Annotated in this window: 14 protein-coding genes; 12 read left to right on the forward strand and 2 right to left on the reverse strand. The window is 71.8% G+C overall.

The window, feature by feature from the left end; genetic code table 11:
* Positions 1-23: 23 nt before the first annotated feature.
* Positions 24-1298: an ABC transporter substrate-binding protein gene (locus ACO1X9_RS00740; protein WP_486348916.1), complete on the reverse strand. Its 1275-nt coding sequence runs from the start codon at positions 1296-1298 to the stop codon at positions 24-26.
* Positions 1299-1352: 54 nt separating this feature from the next.
* On the opposite strand from ACO1X9_RS00740, the gene ACO1X9_RS00745 reads away from it, so the two are divergent.
* The 9 genes from ACO1X9_RS00745 to ACO1X9_RS00785 all read left to right on the forward strand — a co-directional run bounded on the left by ACO1X9_RS00745 (position 1353) and on the right by ACO1X9_RS00785 (position 11321).
* The gene (locus tag ACO1X9_RS00745; RefSeq protein ID WP_486348917.1) at positions 1353-2540 is read left to right on the forward strand and encodes an ROK family transcriptional regulator; all 1188 of its coding nucleotides are present in this window, start codon (positions 1353-1355) and stop codon (positions 2538-2540) included.
* The gene (locus tag ACO1X9_RS00750) at positions 2540-3628 is read left to right on the forward strand and encodes a sugar ABC transporter substrate-binding protein (protein WP_486348918.1); all 1089 of its coding nucleotides are present in this window, start codon (positions 2540-2542) and stop codon (positions 3626-3628) included. Before ACO1X9_RS00745 ends, ACO1X9_RS00750 begins: the two co-directional genes overlap by 1 nt.
* Positions 3625-4443, forward strand: a complete 819-nt coding sequence (locus ACO1X9_RS00755; RefSeq protein WP_486348919.1) for an ATP-binding cassette domain-containing protein — start codon at positions 3625-3627, stop codon at positions 4441-4443. Before ACO1X9_RS00750 ends, ACO1X9_RS00755 begins: the two co-directional genes overlap by 4 nt.
* A complete protein-coding gene (locus ACO1X9_RS00760; protein WP_486348920.1) occupies positions 4440-5621 on the forward strand; it encodes an ABC transporter permease subunit in 1182 nt (393 codons plus the stop codon). Before ACO1X9_RS00755 ends, ACO1X9_RS00760 begins: the two co-directional genes overlap by 4 nt.
* A 189-nt stretch (positions 5622-5810) precedes the next feature.
* On the forward strand, positions 5811-7067 hold the full coding sequence (locus ACO1X9_RS00765) for an APC family permease (RefSeq protein ID WP_486348921.1): 1257 nt from the start codon (positions 5811-5813) through the stop codon (positions 7065-7067).
* Complete coding sequence (locus ACO1X9_RS00770) at positions 7060-7962, forward strand: cyclase family protein (RefSeq protein ID WP_486348922.1); 903 nt, start codon at positions 7060-7062, stop codon at positions 7960-7962. Before ACO1X9_RS00765 ends, ACO1X9_RS00770 begins: the two co-directional genes overlap by 8 nt.
* Before the next feature lie 71 nt (positions 7963-8033).
* Entirely contained in the window at positions 8034-9308 is a 1275-nt protein-coding gene (locus tag ACO1X9_RS00775; protein ID WP_486348923.1) for a multidrug effflux MFS transporter, read from the forward strand.
* 61 nt (positions 9309-9369) lie between these two features.
* Positions 9370-10047, forward strand: coding sequence for a phosphatase PAP2 family protein (locus ACO1X9_RS00780; RefSeq protein WP_486348924.1), 678 nt, complete (start codon positions 9370-9372; stop codon positions 10045-10047).
* Positions 10044-11321, forward strand: a complete 1278-nt coding sequence (locus ACO1X9_RS00785; protein WP_486348925.1) for a saccharopine dehydrogenase family protein — start codon at positions 10044-10046, stop codon at positions 11319-11321. Before ACO1X9_RS00780 ends, ACO1X9_RS00785 begins: the two co-directional genes overlap by 4 nt.
* Positions 11322-11345: 24 nt before the next feature.
* Here ACO1X9_RS00785 and ACO1X9_RS00790 read toward each other — a convergent pair whose 3' ends face one another.
* Entirely contained in the window at positions 11346-12497 is a 1152-nt protein-coding gene (locus tag ACO1X9_RS00790; protein WP_486348926.1) for an ROK family protein, read from the reverse strand.
* Positions 12498-12615: 118 nt separating this feature from the next.
* Between ACO1X9_RS00790 and ACO1X9_RS00795 the strand changes: the two genes are divergently transcribed.
* The 3 genes from ACO1X9_RS00795 to ACO1X9_RS00805 all read left to right on the forward strand — a co-directional run bounded on the left by ACO1X9_RS00795 (position 12616) and on the right by ACO1X9_RS00805 (position 15803).
* Entirely contained in the window at positions 12616-13902 is a 1287-nt protein-coding gene (locus ACO1X9_RS00795; protein ID WP_486348927.1) for an extracellular solute-binding protein, read from the forward strand.
* A gap of 75 nt (positions 13903-13977) precedes the next feature.
* Positions 13978-14934, forward strand: coding sequence for a carbohydrate ABC transporter permease (locus ACO1X9_RS00800; RefSeq protein WP_486348928.1), 957 nt, complete (start codon positions 13978-13980; stop codon positions 14932-14934).
* Positions 14934-15803, forward strand: coding sequence for a carbohydrate ABC transporter permease (locus tag ACO1X9_RS00805; protein ID WP_486348929.1), 870 nt, complete (start codon positions 14934-14936; stop codon positions 15801-15803). Before ACO1X9_RS00800 ends, ACO1X9_RS00805 begins: the two co-directional genes overlap by 1 nt.

A 15803-nucleotide genomic window follows, 5' to 3' on the forward strand; every position in this document is an offset into this window, starting at 1 on the left:
CGTCGCGCTGCGCGCGGCGCTCCTCAACCCGCGAGGTTCGTCGCCGCGGCGTCGAGGAGACCTCGGCGGAAGGCATCCACGTCTCTGTCGGTCCCGAACCGACCGACGGCGTCGAGGATGTCGTTCGACCAGGCGGTATCGGCCGCGGCTCCGTGCGCGAGCGACGACACGATGAGGTCGTCCGCGTAGGAGGCGAGCGCCGTCTGCTGGTACTCCGGGTAGGCGGAGGCGTCGACATCCGTCCGCGCCGGGATCGACCCCTTCGCGAGGTTGAACGCCTGCTGGCCGTCGATCGAGCTGATCGTCTCGAGCCAGCTCTCCGTCGCCGCCTCGTGCGGAGCGCCGACCGTGAGCACGAACGAGTCGGCGAGGAAGTCGAACACGCCCGACGTGCCGGGCACGGGGAAGGTCGTGTACTCGTCGTCGTAGGTCCAGCCCGACTGCGCGAACGCGACCTCGGCCCAGTCGCCCATCACGATGTAGCCGGCGTAGCCGTTCACGACGAGCTGCGTCGCGGTGTCCCAGTCGAGCCCGGCGAAGTCGCTGTTCACGTAGTCCAGCAGTTCGTCGTAGTGCGCGACGGCCGTCGCGACGCCCGGGTCGTCCCACGACATCTCGCCGGTCCACAGGCCCGAGTACCCGTCCGCGCCGAGGTCGGCGAGCAGCACCGTCTCGAAGAGCTGCAACTGCGTCCACTCGGTGCCGAGGGCGAGAGGGACGGCCACGCCCGCTGAGCGCAAGCGACGCAGATCGTCGATCCAGGCGTCGAGGTCGGCGGGCGGATCGGCGGGGTCGATGCCGGCGGCGGCGAGCACCTCGGTGTTCGCCCACACGACGTTGGCCCGGTGGATGTTGGTGGGCACCGAGTAGATCGCGCCGTCGACGGTCAGCAACTCGATGAGCGACTCGGGGAACACGTCGTCGAGGTCGTGCTCCGCGTAGAACTCGCTGAGGTCGTGCAGCTGCCCGGCCTCGATGTAGTCGGTGAGCTCCGCGCCGGCGTGCGCCTGGAAGGTGTCGGGCGGGTCTCCGACGTCGAGCCGCTGAGAGAGGACGGTCTTCGCGTTCGATCCCGCGCCCCCCGCGACGGTGGCGTTCACGAAGCGGATGTCGGGGTACTGCTCGGCGAAGACATCCACGAGCGCGTCGAGGCCCACCTTCTCGGTGCCGGTGGCCCACCAGGTGAAGACCTCGACCTGATTCGGGTCGTCCGCGTCGACTCCGGAGGGGCCGGAACAGGCCGCGAGGGCGAGCGCGGCCAGGGCGGCGGCGACTCCGGCGCGGGCTGTCGGGCGCATCGTTGCTCCTTCGGGTACCCCATTGTGCCCTGTTCCTGGCACTACTCTGATCCCATGGCGCGACCCACAGCGCCCCCGGGCTCGCAAGCGTCGCTCCGGGAGGCGAACCGGCAGCGGATCGTCGACGCCCTGACGACGCACGGCAGCCTCGCCCAGATCGAGCTCGTCGACATCACGGGACTCTCCGCCGCGACGGTGTCGAACATCGTGCGCGAGCTCTCGACGGCGGGCGTCATCAGCACGACCTTCGGCTCGCGCAGCGGGCGGCGGGCCGTGCAGGTGTCGCTCACCCGCCAGGAGGGCCTCGTCGCCGCCCTCCACTTCTCCTCGCGGTCCCTCGACATCGTGCTCGCCGACTCGGCGCTCACGACGGTCGCCGAAAAGCACGTGCCCCTCGCCGCCGACCATCGCTACGACCGCGAACTCGACCGCGCCGCCCTCCTCGTCGGCGACATGCTCGACGGTGTCGGAGCACCGCTCGGCGAGCTGCTCACCGTGACCCTCTCGGTGCCGGTGCCGGTCGACCCCGAGACCGGTCGTCTCGCGGTGCCCGGGCTCATGCCGGGGTGGGACGGGGTCGACCTCGCCGCCTCGCTGCGCGCGCGCCTCGACGCCCCCGTCGTCGTCGAGCACGGCGCCACCCTCGGTGCGCTCGCGGAGTCGCGCGCCGGTGCCGCCATCGGCGCCCGCGTCGCCGTCTACGTCTGCGTCGGTCACTCGATCGGCTCGGGCATCGTCCTCGACGGCGTGCCGTTCCGCGGTCCGCGCGGTCGCGCCGGTCAGATCGGCCACGTCACCCTCGACGAGAACGGCGCGATCTGCCGCTGCGGCAACCGCGGGTGCCTCGAGACCGTCGCCGGTGGCCGCGCGCTCCTCGATCTCTTCACCGGCATCCCGGGCATCACCCGACTGAGCGACCTCATCGCCGAGGCCGAGGCGGGCGGCGCGGGCGCGCGACGCGCGATCGCGGATGCCGGCAAGCACATCGGCGTCGCCGTGGCGAGCGTCGCGAACCTCCTCGACCCGGACGTCGTCGTGATCGGCGGCGAGCTGGCTCGTACCGGTGAGACGCTCCTGGCCCCCGTGCGGCACGCCGTGGAACGCGCGGCGCTCGACGGCGCGCGCGACCTGCAGATCGTCGCCTCGGGACTCGACGGTCGCGCCGAGATCACCGGCGCCCTCCTCGCGGCGCTTCAGGCGTCGGACGGATCCGCGGCCGGACGCGTCCTGAGCGCGGGCTGATGGGCGGCCGCCGTCGCCGGTTCCCACCGGCTCTCGCGGGCGTGCTCACGGCGGTGCTGCTCGCGGTCGCGGGATGCGCCGCCGTGCCGACCCCCGACGCCGTGATCGCGCTGCTCCTCCCCGAGAGCGCGACCGCGCGGTACGAGCAGCTCGACCGTCCGCTCTTCGAGCAGCGGCTCGCGGTCAACGGCGACTACCGCGTGATCTACGCCAACGCCGGGGGCAGCGCGAGCCGTCAGCTCGAGCAGGCCGAGTCGGCGCTCGCCGCGGGGGCGTCGGTGCTCGTCGTGAACCCCGTCGACCAGGTCGCGGCGCGCACGATCGTCGACACCGCGGCGGCGCTCGACGTGCCGGTCGTCAGCTACGACCGCCTCATCGACGGCGGCGGGGCGGCGTTCTACGTCTCGTTCGACAACGAGCAGGTCGGCACGCTCCAGGCGGAGGCGCTCGTCGACGGCATGGCGGAACGCGGCACTCCGAACGGCGGAGTGCTCGTGCTCGCGGGCGACCCGAACGACGCGAACACGACCCAGCTCGCCGCGGGCTTCGGCGAGGTGCTCGACGCGGCCGGGGTCGAGGTGCTCGCGCGCTACGACGTGCCGGGCTGGAGTGCCGCGAAGGCCCAGGAATGGATGGCGACGCAGGTCTCGCAGTTCGGCGACCGGATCGACGCGGTGTACGCGGGCAACGACGGTCTCGCCGGCGCGGCGATCGCCGCCCTGCGGTCGGCGGGCATCGAGACGACGCCCGTCGTCACCGGTCAGGATGCCGACCTGTCCGCCATCCGCCGCATCGTCGCGGGCACCCAGTACGCGACCGTGTTCAAGAACATCGCGATGCAGGCCCGCATCGCCGCGGACGCCGCCAAGGAGCTCGCCGCCGGTCGGGCGCCGTCGGCGTGGGACGAGGTCGACGGTGTGCCGTCGGTCGTCCTCGACCCGGTGCTCGTCACGGCCGACGACATCGACAGGGTCATCGTGACGACGGGTCTCTACACGATCGAGGACATCTGCGCGCCCGACCTCGTCGAGGCCTGCCTCGCGGTCGGTGTCCCGGCCGACCGGCTTTCTTCTAGGTTGGGAGAATGACGTCGTCGTCGGAGCGCCCGGTGCCCGCTCCCGTGCTCGAGCTGCGCGGCATCTCGCGCCGCTTCGGCGCGGTGCGCGCGCTCGCCGAGGTCGACCTCCAGGTGCACGCGGGCGAGATCGTCGCCCTCGTCGGTGACAACGGCGCGGGCAAGTCGACGCTCGTCGGGGTGCTCTCCGGGCTGCTCGCGGCCGACGGCGGCGAGATCCGCATCGACGGCAGTCCGGTCACGATCGGCACGCCGCGCCGCGCCCGCAGTCTCGGCATCGCCGCGGTGCACCAAGACCTGGCGTTGTGCGATCCGATGGACCTCATCGACAACCTCTGGCTCGGCCAGGAGCCGACCCGCGCGGGCTTCGTCGACGAGATCGAGATGGAGCGCCGCACGGGTGAGCTGCTGCGCGGGCTCGGCGTGCGCATCCCGCCGACCCGCACGAGCGTCGCCGCGATGTCCGGCGGGCAGCGCCAGGTCGTGGCCATCGCCCGCTCGCTCGTCTCGGAGCCGCGCGTGCTCGTGCTCGACGAGCCGACGGCCGCGCTCAGCGTCACCCAGGGCGTCGAGGTGCTCAACCTCGTCGAGGGCGTGCGCGAGCGCGGCGTCGCGGTCGTGCTCGTGAGCCACCACATCGCCGATGTCCTCTCGGTGGCCGACCGCGTCGTCGTCCTCCGGCTCGGGCGCAACGCGGGGGAGTTCCGCGCCGCCGAGACGACGAGCGAGGCCGTCATCGCCGCGATCATGGGCGGCGGCGCCGGTGCCGAGACTCCCGCTCCGCCGCGCCCGCCTGCTCCGCTGCGGCGGGTGGAGGGCACGCGGTGACCCGCGAGCCGGTGGGGGCGACCACCCCCGCGTCGTTCGCCGCACGACTCGGCGCGAACGGCTGGAGCGCCCTCCCGCCGCTCGCCGTGCTCGCCGTGGTCTGGATCGTCTTCCAGCTCGCGAACCCGAGCTTCCTGTCGAGCGCCAACCTCGTGAACCTCGCGATGCAGTCCGCCGCGACGGGACTCATCGCGCTCGGCGTGGTGTTCGTGCTCATCGTCGGGCAGATCGACCTCTCGGTCGGCGCGGTCGCGTCGCTCTCCGGGGCGATCCTCGGCATCCTGTTCGTCGGGTCCGGGTGGGACGCGATCCCCGCGATCCTCGTCGCGCTCGCCGTCGCGGCTGGGATCGGCGCCCTCTACGGGCTCATCGTCATCCGCTTCCGCGCGCCCGGGTTCGTCGTCACGCTCGCCGGACTCCTCGCGGTGCTCGGCGCGCAGGCGTGGGTGCTGCGCGGGAGCGGCTCGATCGGTCTGCCGGTCGACTCGTGGCTCGTGACCTTCGCGCAGCAGGCGTATCTGCCGGACTGGGCGGCTTTCGCCCTCGCGGCCCTCGGCGGCCTCGGCTGGACGGCGGCGCGCGTCGTCGCCCGCGCCCGACGCCGGCGCGCGGGCCTGCCGTACGGCCGGCTGTGGACGATCCTGCTCGGCGGCGGGCTGCTGCTCGCCGGCCTGCTCGGCGGCGTCTGGTATCTCGGGCTGGGCCGCGGCGTGGGAGCCGTCTTCGTCGTGTTCCTCGGCGGGGTCGTGATCGCCGACATCGTGCTGCGCCGCACCCGCTGGGGTCGCTCCCTGCGTGCCGTCGGCGGCGGCGAGGAGGCGGCGCGTCGCGTCGGCATCCGCACCGGCGGCGTCATGATCTCGGCGTTCATCGTCTGCTCGGTGCTCGCCGCCGTCGGCGGCCTGCTCGCCTCGGCGCGGCTCGCGGCAGCCGTGCAGGGCGGCGCGACCGACGACGTCTACCTCACCGCGATCGCGGCGGCGGTCATCGGCGGCACGAGCCTCTTCGGCGGCCGCGGCTCGGCCTGGTCGGCGCTGCTCGGCATCGTCATCATCACCTCGCTCGGCTCGGGGTTCACGCTGCTCGCCCTCGACTCGTCGACGCGCCTCCTCATCACGGGAGCCGTGCTGCTCGCCGCCGTCATCGTCGACTCGCTCGCCCGCGCCCGCCGTCGGTAGGGCCGCTGCACCTTTCTGTTTTCAGGAGATCCTGGTGCTGATGTCGGCTTCTGTCGGGTGGAACGGCGACTTCCGCCACTCCCGCCCCAGATCCTCCTGAAAACGGAAAGCCACCTCGCGCATCGAGGTGGCAGCACGATGGCCGAAACGCGCGGGACGGTGTCAGAGGCGGGGCGCGAGACTGGGGCGGTGAGCGCAGAGGGACGGATCGGGCTGCCCTCCGCGTCGGCTCTGTACATCGCCGCCGTGCTCGGCACCGGCATCCTCGCGCTGCCGGGTCTCGCCGCCGACGCCGCCGGCCCCGCGTCGATCCTCGCCGTCGGCATCGTGTCGCTGCTGTCGATCCCGCTCGCCGGCACCTTCGCCGCCCTGGCGGCGCGGCATCCCGACGGCGGAGGCGTGGCGACGTTCGTGCGCCTCGCCCTCGGCGCCACCGCGGCGCGTGCCGCCGCGTACCTGTTCCTCTTCGGCGCGGGGATCGGCGCTCCCGTCGTCGCGGTGCTGGGTGCCGAGTACCTCGCGGCGTTCACCGGCTTCCCGCGCGCGTGGATCCCGATCGTCGGCATGGGGTTCTTCGTCGTGACGATCGGGCTCGCCTGGGTCGGGCTCCGGGTGAGCAGCGGGGTGCAACTCGGTCTCACGGCGCTGCTCGTCGCGATCGTCGTGCTCGTCGTGGCGAGCGGTACGACGGCGGCCGACCCGGCGAAGCTCGAGCCGTTCCTGCCGCACGGGTGGGCCGGCGTCGGAGTGGCGGTGAGTCTCTTCATCTGGGCGTTCTCGGGCTGGGAGGCGATCACCCACTGGGCGGGGGAGTTCAAGAACCCGCGCCGCACCATCCCGCTCGCGACGGCGATCGCCGTGGTGGTCGTCGGGATCGCCTACCTCGCGCTCCAGATCGTGACGGTGCTCGTCGGCGCCGGGGGCGAGGGCGTCGTGCCGCTCTACGACCTCGTCGCCCGCACCATCCCGGGCGTCGGCCCGGCGATCGTGACGGCCGTCGCGATGATCGTGGTGCTCGGGGTGCTCAACGTCTACGTCCCCGCCTTCGCGAACCTGGTGGCCGCCCTCGGCCGCGACGGCGACCTCCCGCGCTGGTTCGCCCGCGGCGCCGAACCCGGCTCCACGCCGCGCCGCGGCCTCGTGCTCGTCGCGGTGCAGTGCTTCGCCTACCTCGGCATCTACCTGCTGCTCGGCGCCGACCTCGAGTCGTTCGTGCTGATCCAGACGGCGTCGATGGCATCCGTCTACCTGCTCGGAGTCATCGCCGCGGTGCGGCTGCTCGAGCGCCGCTCGGTGGGCTGGTGGATGGCCGTCGCCTCGGTGCTCTTCGTCGCCGGGCTCGTCGTGCTCTCCGGCGCGCACCTGCTCGTCCCCGCGATCCTCGCGCTCGCCGCGGTCGCGGTCACCGTCGCCACGAGACTGAGAAGGAAGAGACAGGATGCCTGAGTACCGTGCCGTCTTCGACGCCCGGGTCGAGTTCGCCAACGGCGGTCACCTGACCACCGAGGGCTTCCGTCTCGACCTGCCCACGGGGGCGGAGACGCCTGACCAGATCGGGGCGTTGCTCGTCGCCCATCTGGGGCTCGCGATGGTCGCCGACGTCGTGCTCGCGAACGTCGAGATCGTCGAGGAGACGCACAAGGGCTCCCGCGGGATCGAGACCGCGTCGGTCGACCGGCCGCGGCGGATCGTCGACCTCAGCCACGCCATCCGCGAGGGGCTCGTCACCTACCCGGGTCTGCCGGCCCCCGTCGTCACCCCGCACCTGACCCGGGAGGACTCGCGGGCGAAGTACGCCGAGGGCACGACCTTCGCGATGGACATCATCACGATGATCGGCAACACGGGCACCTACCTCGACGCGCCGTTCCACCGCTACGCCGGCGGCGACGATCTCGCGGGGCTCGATCTGACCACCCTCGTCGACCTTCCGGCGGTCGTGTTGCACGTCGACGATCTGACGACCCGCGGCATCCCGGCCGGCGTCTTCCTCGACCGCGACGTGCGCGGAGCCGCGGTGCTGCTGCACACCGGATGGGACCGCCACTTCGGAACCCCGGCGTACGGGACGGGGTCGCCGTACCTCGAGGCGGAGGCTGTCGCGCTGCTCGTCGAGCGCGGGGCGGCGCTCGTCGGCATCGATGCCCTCAACATCGACGACACCGAGTCAGGCGGCGAGCGCCCGGCCCACTCCGGGCTGCTGGGCGCAGGCATCCACGTCGTCGAGCACCTCACGCGGCTCGGCGAGCTGCCGGCGTTCGGGGCGCGGTTCACGGCGACGCCACCCGCCGTCGAAGGTTTCGGCACGTTCCCCGTGCGCGCGTTCGCCGTCGTGCCCTAGCCTGACACCCGGGGATACGTGATCAAGGGCGCCGACGATCCTCTCCGCCGCCTCGAGAAACGCCACCACCTGTGATCACCTCGCCCATCAACATCGTCCTCGCCCACCCCGGCGACGCGCTCTCGCGCGGCTCCCGCGTGATCTACATCGTCGTGCTGGGGCTGCTCGTCGGCCTCGGGCCGTTCACGATCGACCTCTATCTGCCGGCGTTCCCCGTCGTCGCAGAGGAGCTCCGCGCGAGCGAGGCGGCGATCCAGCTCACGCTCACCGCGACGATGATCGGGTTCGGCCTGGGCCAGCTGATCATCGGTCCGTGGAGCGACACCGTCGGGCGTCGACTCCCGCTCATCCTCGCGACGACCATCCACGTGGGAGCGAGCCTCGGTGTCGCCTTCGCGCCCGACATCACCTGGGTGCTCGTGTTCCGCGTGCTGCAGGGCATCGGCGCGGCCGGCGGCGGCGTCGTGGCCATGGCGACCGTACGCGATCTGTTCGGCGGACAACCCCTCGTGCGGATGCTGTCGCGCCTCGCGCTCGTCACGAGCCTCGCGCCGATCCTCGCCCCGGTCATCGGCTCGCAACTGCTCGTGCTCGTCGACTGGCGCGGACTGTTCCTCTCACTCGCGGGGTACGGGGTCGTCGTCGTGATCCTCGCCGCCCTGCTCATCGCCGAGACCCTTCCGCCCGAGCGGCGACGCGTGCGAGGCCGCAGCACGGTGGGTCAGCGCTACAAAGCCGTGCTCTCCGATCGGGTGTTCGTGGGGGTCGCACTCATCGCGGGGCTCATGTTCTCGGGCCTGTTCGCGTACCTCTCATCGTCGTCGTTCGTCTTCCAGGAGGTCTACGGCTTCGACGCTCAGCAATACGGAATCCTGTTCGCCGTCAACTCGCTGGGCCTCGCCGTCGCGTCGCAGGTCGCCTCGCGGCTCATGCGCCGGTTCGCGCCCCCGAAGGTGCTCGCCGTCTCGCTGCCGATCATGGCGCTCGCCGGATTCGGCGCCGCAGCCTCGGCCTTCCTCGGCCTCGGGCTCGCACCGGTCGTCGCCTGCACGTTCGTCTTCCTCACCTGCGCCGGCCTGAGCTTCCCCTGCATCCAGGTCACCGCGCTCGCGCCGCACGGCGCGGAGGCGGGCACCGCGGCGGCACTGCTCGGGGCGATCAACTTCGGCCTCGCGAGCATCGCCGCCCCCGTCGTCGGCCTGTTCGGCACGGCGACGGCCATCCCGATGGGTCTCGGGATGGGGATCGCGCTCAGCGTGGCGGTCGTGCTGCTGTGGGTGGTCGTGCGCCCGCAGCACTCGAGGGTCGTCGGAAGCACGGAGGCGCCGGTGGCCGCCGCGCACTAACGCCTCCGCCGCGCGCCGCCAAGACCCGAAACCTCTCGTCGCGCCTCACTACGGTGGAGGGATGATCTCCCGCGCCGAACTGCCCGACGTTCCGTGGCGACGCGGGATCGCGATCGGGGCCGGTGCGGGCATCGCGGTGGCTCTGCTGCTCGGACTGCTCGTGCGCATCCAGGTGATCGCCGACGAGGTCGACGGCGAATGGATGGAGGAGGTGCTCGAGATGCGCGGCCCGTTCTGGGAGGCCGTGTCGCGGGGCTTCGACTTCCTCGGGGGCGGATGGTTCGCGATCTTCGCGGTGCCGGTCACGGTCGCGATCGTGCTGCTCGTGTTGCGGCGACCCTGGTCGGCCGCGCTCTTCGTCCTCGTCTCCGCGGTGAGCGCGGGTCTCGTGCAACTGCTCAAGGTGCTCTACGGGCGGCTCCGACCGGAGGACATCCTGCTGACCCTGGAGAGCGGCTCCTACCCGTCGGGTCACGTCGCCAATGCCGCAACGGTCGCGGTGCTCGCGACGGTGCTCGTCGCCCGCTGGTGGGTCGCGGTCGCGGGGGCCGTCTACGTCGTGCTCATGGCGCTCAGCCGCACCTACCTCGGGGCGCACTGGGTGACCGATACCGTCGGCGGGGCGCTGCTCGGAGCGTCGGTCGCGCTGCTCGGCTGGGCGGCGCTCGCACCGCGTCTGCGGAAGGAACGTGAGAGCCCTCGCCCGCGGGAGGGGTCTGCCGCTAGCTTCGGGGAATGAGAATCCTCCTGGTCGGCGCCGGCGGCGTCGGCGATGCGATCGCGAAGATCGCAGCCCGCCGTGACTTCTTCGAGCTCATGGTCGTGAGCGACTACGACCTCTCCCGTGCCGAGCGCACGCTCGCGTGGATCGAGGGGAAGCACGGCGACCAGGGTGGGCGCTTCGTCGCGGCGAAGATCGATGCGTCCGATCCCGCGTCGGTGGCCTCCGTCGCACGTGAGCACGGGGCGACGCACGTGATGAACGCGGTCGAGCCGAAGTTCGTCCCCACGATCTTCGCGGGCGCGCTCGAGGCGGGCGCCGACTATCTCGACATGGCGATGAGCCTGTCGGAGCCGCATCCGTCGGAGCCGTATGCGAAGACCGGGGTCAAGCTCGGTGACGACCAGTTCGCGCAAGGTCCCGACTGGGAGAAGGCGGGCAGGCTCGCCCTCGTCGGGATGGGCGTCGAGCCGGGGCTCTCCGACGTGTTCGCGCGCTATGCCGCCGATGAGCTGTTCAGCGAGATCCAGGAGCTCGGCACGCGCGACGGGGCGAACCTCGTCGTGCGCGACGAGAACGGCGACGAGATCTTCGCCCCGTCGTTCAGCATCTGGACGACGATCGAGGAGTGCCTCAACCCGCCGGTCGTGTGGGAGAAGGACAAGGGCTGGCTCACGACCCCGCCGTTCTCCGAGCCCGAGGTGTTCGTCTTCCCGGAGGGCATCGGACCCGTCGAGTGCGTCAATGTCGAGCACGAGGAGGTGCTGCTCATGCCGCGCTGGGTCGACGCGCAGCGCGTCACCTTCAAGTACGGGCTGGGGGATGAGTTCATCGGCATCCTCAAGACCCTCCACCAACTGCACCTCGACTCGACGGTGCCGATCCGCGTGCGCTCGGCGAACGGTCCCGTCGAGGTCGCGCCCCGGGATGTCGTCGCCGCCGCCCTGCCCGATCCGGCGACCCTCGGCCCGCGGATGACGGGCAAGACGTGCGCCGGCCTGTGGGTGACCGGCACGGGCGTCGACGGGAAGCCGCGCGAGGTGTACCTGTACCACGTGTCCGACAACGAGTGGACGATGGCCGAGTACGAGAGCCAGTGCGTGGTGTGGCAGACGGCGCTCAACCCGGTCGTCGCGCTCGAGTTGCTCGCGACGGGGGTGTGGACGGGATCGGGTGTGCTCGGCCCCGAGGCGTTCCCCGCGACACCGTTCCTCGAGCTCATGGCGAAGCCGGAGGCCGAGGGCGGCTACGGGCAGGCGTGGGGCCTCCGCGAGGGTTCGGTGGTCGCGTAGCCGCCGTAGGCGGCGTGTCGAGACCTACCCGCGCCAACCGGCCGGGTCGCGCAGGAGCGACCGGAAGGCGAGTTCCGCCGCGCCGATGAGGAGGCGGTCTTCGCCGAGGGCGGCGGGCACGATCGAGACCCCCTCCGCCGCGGCGGGGATGGTCGCGGCGGTGACGGCGTCGACGAGGGCGGCGGGCTGCCAGGCGAGCAGGGTCGCGAGGTACCCGCCGAGCACGGCGAGCTCGGGGTTGAAGACGTTGACGGCGTTGCCGAGCGCGACCGCGAGGATGCCCTGTTGCCGACGCAGCTCGGCCGCCACCGCGGAGTCGGCCGACGCGGCGATCGCGGCGGCGAGCGCGGGTTCGTCCGCGTGCTCCAGGCCGAGGAGGGAGAGCACGCGCGCGCGGCTGACCTCGTCTTCGAAGGTGCCCCGCTCGGAGAGGCGGTCGCCGGCGCCGGGGCGGTTCTGGCCGAACTCGCCCGCGTACCCGCCGCGACCGGTGAGCGGCCGGCCGCGCACGATGACGCCGCCGCCGATGCCCGACGCGCCGCCGTTGAGGTAGATGAGGTCGTCGACCCCGCGACCGGCGCCGAAGAGGTGCTCGGCGAGCGCGCCGAGGGTCGCGTCGTTGTCGGCGTGGACGGGCAGGCCGACGGCATCCTCGACCATGCGCGCGAACGGCACCTCTCGCCAGCCGAGGTGGGGCGCCCAGCGCACGGTGCCGTCGGTGGCGCGCACGAGGCCCGGGATGGCGAGCCCTACGGCGGCGACGCGCCTCCCGCGCTCGGTGAGGTCGCGCACGAGGTCGACGATCACGGCGACGGCGGTCGCCGGGTCGGGCACGGCGTCGAGCGGTCGGCGGATGCGGGTGCCCACGCGCGCGCCGAGCCCGATCGCGGCACCGGTCACGGCATCCACTTCGGGGTTGACGGCGATCACGACGGTCGTGGGATTCACCCGCACCCCGGGGGACGGGCGGCCCACGCCGCCGCTCGCGACGGGCTCGCCCTCCTCGACCAGGCGGAGTTCGGCGAGCTCCGCGACGAGGGCTGCGACGGTCGATCGGTTGAGTCCGGTGAGCGCGGTCAGTTCGGCGCGGGAGGCGGCGCGCCCGTGGTGCACGAGCTCGAGGATGGCGGCGAGGTTGCGACGACGGACGCCGTCGGCGTTGTCCCCGGCTGGCATGCGCTCACCCTAGCGGGCCGAATATGTTGTCCTTGACTACATATTCGGCGTGCCTTAGCATCGGCCTCACCCAATCACTTTCGGCACCGCAGCCGAAACTTTCGAAAGGCGTTCAACGATGAACACGACTCGCACCAAGAGGCTCGGTGCCGTCTCCCTCGCCGCCGCCGCCACGCTCGTCATGGCCGGCTGCACGGGAGGGGGCGGTGACGCCGGCGACGACGTCACGATCACCTGGTGGCACAACGCCACCTCCGACCCGCTCCAGGGACTGTGGGAGGAAGTGGCCGCCGAGTTCGAGGAGGCCAACCCCGGCGTCACGGTCGAGGTGACCGGCTACCAGAACGAAGACCTCCAGCGCACCCTCATTCCCAACGCCCTCCAGTCGGGCGACGCGCCCGACGTTTTCATGGTCTGGCCCGGCGGTGAGGTGCGTTCGCAGGCCGAAGCCGGCTACCTCAAGGACCTCTCCGAGCCGCTGGCCGACGAGATCGCGACGTTCGGCGGAGTCGTCAAGCCGTGGGAGGTCGACGGCGCGCAGTACGGGATGCCGTTCTCCTTCGGCATCACCGGCATCTGGTACAACACGGAGCTCTTCGATGAGGCCGGCATCGACGGCACGCCCGAGACCCTCCCCGAGCTCGTCGACGCCGTCGAGGCGCTCCGCGGCATCGGCGCCGAGCCGATCGCCGTCGGCGCGGGCGACCTGTGGCCGGCAGGCCACTGGTGGTACCAGTTCGCGCTCAACGCGTGCTCGACCGAGACCCTGCAGTCCTCGATCGCGAACCTCGAGTTCGACGACCCGTGCTGGATCGAAGCGGGCGAGATGCTCCAGGACTTCCTGGAGGAGGAGCCGTTCAACACGGGCTTCCTCGCCACCCCGGCGCAGACCGGTGCCGACAGCTCGGCCGGCCTCGTGGCCAACGGCGTCGCGGCGATGGAGTTCATGGGTCCGTGGAACTCGGGCACGATCGGCGGCCTCACGGCCGACGGCGAGGTGCCGGACTACCTCGGCTGGTTCCCCTTCCCGAGTGTTCCCGGTGCAGCCGGCGACCCGACCATCACGATGGGCGGCGGTGACGGCTGGGGAGTGAGCGCGGACGCGCCCGACGCGGCGGTCGACCTCGTGAAGTACCTGTCGAGCGCCGACGTGCAGCGTCGCTTCGCGGAGATCGGCTCGGGCATCCCGGCCAACCCCGAGGCGGCCGATGCGCTGACCGACCCGAACCTGCAGTCGATCGCCGCGGGTCTCGCCGGATCGTCGTATGTGCAGCTCTGGCTGGACAGCGCCCTCGGCCCGGCCTTCGGCAACCCGCTGAACCAGGCCATCGTCAACATCTTCGGCGGTACCGGTACCCCCGAGGATGTCGTCCAGGCACTGAAGGACACCGCCGCCGCCCAGTAGCGTCGGCGATCCCCCAGAGGCAGGGCCCGTACCCCCGGCGGGCCCTGCCTCCCCTTCTGACGAACGACAGCGAGCATGATCCAGACACCATCCCCGGCGATCGCCCCGGCTCAGAGCCCCGCGACGACCCGCCGCCGCCGCGACCGTCGCACGCGCCTCGAGATCGCCCTCTTCGCGGGACCGGCCCTCATCGTCTTCCTCGGGTTCGTCATCCTGCCGGTCGCCCTGGCCGCGGTGTACAGCCTCTACAACTGGAACGGCCTCGGCCCGCTCGAGCGCTTCATCGGCATCGACAACTACGTCCGAGCTCTCGGCGACCCGGTCTTCCTCCGCGCGATCGGCAACAACTTCACGATCGTCGCCCTGTCGATCCTCATCCAGGGGCCGCTGGCGATCGGCGTCGCGCTCCTGCTCAACCGCCGCCTGCGCGGCCGCTCGATCATCCGGGCCCTCATCTTCGTCCCCTACGTGCTCGCCGAAGTCATCGCGGGCCTGTCGTGGAAGCTCCTCCTGTCGCCCCGGGGCGGCATCAACGCGCTGCTCGAGAACATCGGATTGGGAGAGCTCGCCCAGCCCTGGCTCGCCAACCCCGAGATCGCACTCGGCGTCATGTTCGTGATCATCACCTGGAAGTACCTCGGCTTCGCGATCCTCCTCATGCTCGCGGGCCTGCAGGGAGTGCCTCAGGAACTGCAGGAGGCGGCGGCGATCGACGGCGCGAGCTGGTGGCAGACGCAGTGGCGCATCACGCTCCCGCTGCTCGCCCCGACGATCCGCATCTGGGTCTTCCTGTCGATGATCGGCTCGCTGCAGCTGTTCGACATGATCTGGGTCACCACCAAGGGCGGTCCGGTCGGAGCGACCAACACGATGGCGGTCTACATGCTGCAGAACGGTCAGGGTGCTCCGGGGTACGGGAGCGCGATCGCCGTCGTGCTCTTCGCGATCTCGCTCATCGTCGCGGTGCTCTTCCAGCGCACCGCGATGCGCCGCGATCTCGCCGGCGCGCTGACCACGGGGGAGGGCCGCTGATGACCGCCACGCTCAGCGAGACGGCACCGCGTCGCAAGGGCTTCGACTGGAGCCAGCCGTGGGTCTACCTCGTCGCGGTCGTCGCGGCGGCGGTGTCGGTCGGACCCGTCGCCTACGTGTGGGTGAACGGCTTCCGCAGCACGGCCGACATCAACCAGTCCCCGGGCGGCTGGCCGAACCCGTGGACGATCGACAACTACCTCCGGGTGCTCACGTCCGAGCGGTTCTGGGGCTCGGTGTTCTCCTCGACCCTCATCGCGGCGGGCACGACGCTCGGGGTCGTGGTGCTCGGGGTGATGGCCGCCTTCGTCATCGCGCGCTACGAGTTCCGCGGTCGGGGCGGGCTGTACGCGCTGTTCGCCGCGGGACTCATGTTCCCCGTCACCGTCGCCGCGCTGCCGCTCAGCATCCTGCTGCGCCAGCTCGACCTGCACGGCACGTTCCTCGGCGTGATCATCCCGCAGGTGGGCTTCGCGCTGCCGACGACGATCATCATCCTCGTCCCGTTCCTGCGGGCGATCCCCCACGAGCTCGAGGAGGCGGCGTCGATCGACGGCGCGAGCCGCATCGGGTTCTTCTGGCGCATCATGGTGCCGCTCTCGGTGCCCGGGCTCATCACGGTCGGTGTGCTCGCCTTCATCGGGAGCTGGAACGCCTACCTGCTGCCTCTGCTCATCCTCGGCGCCGGCGGCATGCCGCAAGACCTCTGGCCGCTGCCGCTCGGCGTGCAGCAGTTCTCCACCCAGTACTCGTCCGACACCGGATCCGTGCTGGCCTACACCTCGCTGTCGATGATCCCCGCCCTCGCGTTCTTCCTGCTCGCCGAGAAGCGCATCGTCGGCGGACTCACCGGCGCCGTGAAGGGCTGA

The organism is Pseudolysinimonas sp., from assembly GCF_057350545.1.

What these genes read in the sequence shown, in the direction of transcription:
- ACO1X9_RS00740 (WP_486348916.1), bottom strand. Translation starts at nt 1,298, where the DNA reads ATGCGCCCGACAGCCCGCGCCGGAGTCGCCGCCGCCCTGGCCGCGCTC.
- ACO1X9_RS00745 (WP_486348917.1), top strand. Translation starts at nt 1,353, where the DNA reads ATGGCGCGACCCACAGCGCCCCCGGGCTCGCAAGCGTCGCTCCGGGAG.
- ACO1X9_RS00750 (WP_486348918.1), top strand. Translation starts at nt 2,540, where the DNA reads ATGGGCGGCCGCCGTCGCCGGTTCCCACCGGCTCTCGCGGGCGTGCTC.
- ACO1X9_RS00755 (WP_486348919.1), top strand. Translation starts at nt 3,625, where the DNA reads ATGACGTCGTCGTCGGAGCGCCCGGTGCCCGCTCCCGTGCTCGAGCTG.
- ACO1X9_RS00770 (WP_486348922.1), top strand. Translation starts at nt 7,060, where the DNA reads ATGCCTGAGTACCGTGCCGTCTTCGACGCCCGGGTCGAGTTCGCCAAC.
- ACO1X9_RS00780 (WP_486348924.1), top strand. Translation starts at nt 9,370, where the DNA reads ATGATCTCCCGCGCCGAACTGCCCGACGTTCCGTGGCGACGCGGGATC.
- ACO1X9_RS00785 (WP_486348925.1), top strand. Translation starts at nt 10,044, where the DNA reads ATGAGAATCCTCCTGGTCGGCGCCGGCGGCGTCGGCGATGCGATCGCG.
- ACO1X9_RS00790 (WP_486348926.1), bottom strand. Translation starts at nt 12,497, where the DNA reads ATGCCAGCCGGGGACAACGCCGACGGCGTCCGTCGTCGCAACCTCGCC.
- ACO1X9_RS00795 (WP_486348927.1), top strand. Translation starts at nt 12,616, where the DNA reads ATGAACACGACTCGCACCAAGAGGCTCGGTGCCGTCTCCCTCGCCGCC.
- ACO1X9_RS00800 (WP_486348928.1), top strand. Translation starts at nt 13,978, where the DNA reads ATGATCCAGACACCATCCCCGGCGATCGCCCCGGCTCAGAGCCCCGCG.
- ACO1X9_RS00805 (WP_486348929.1), top strand. Translation starts at nt 14,934, where the DNA reads ATGACCGCCACGCTCAGCGAGACGGCACCGCGTCGCAAGGGCTTCGAC.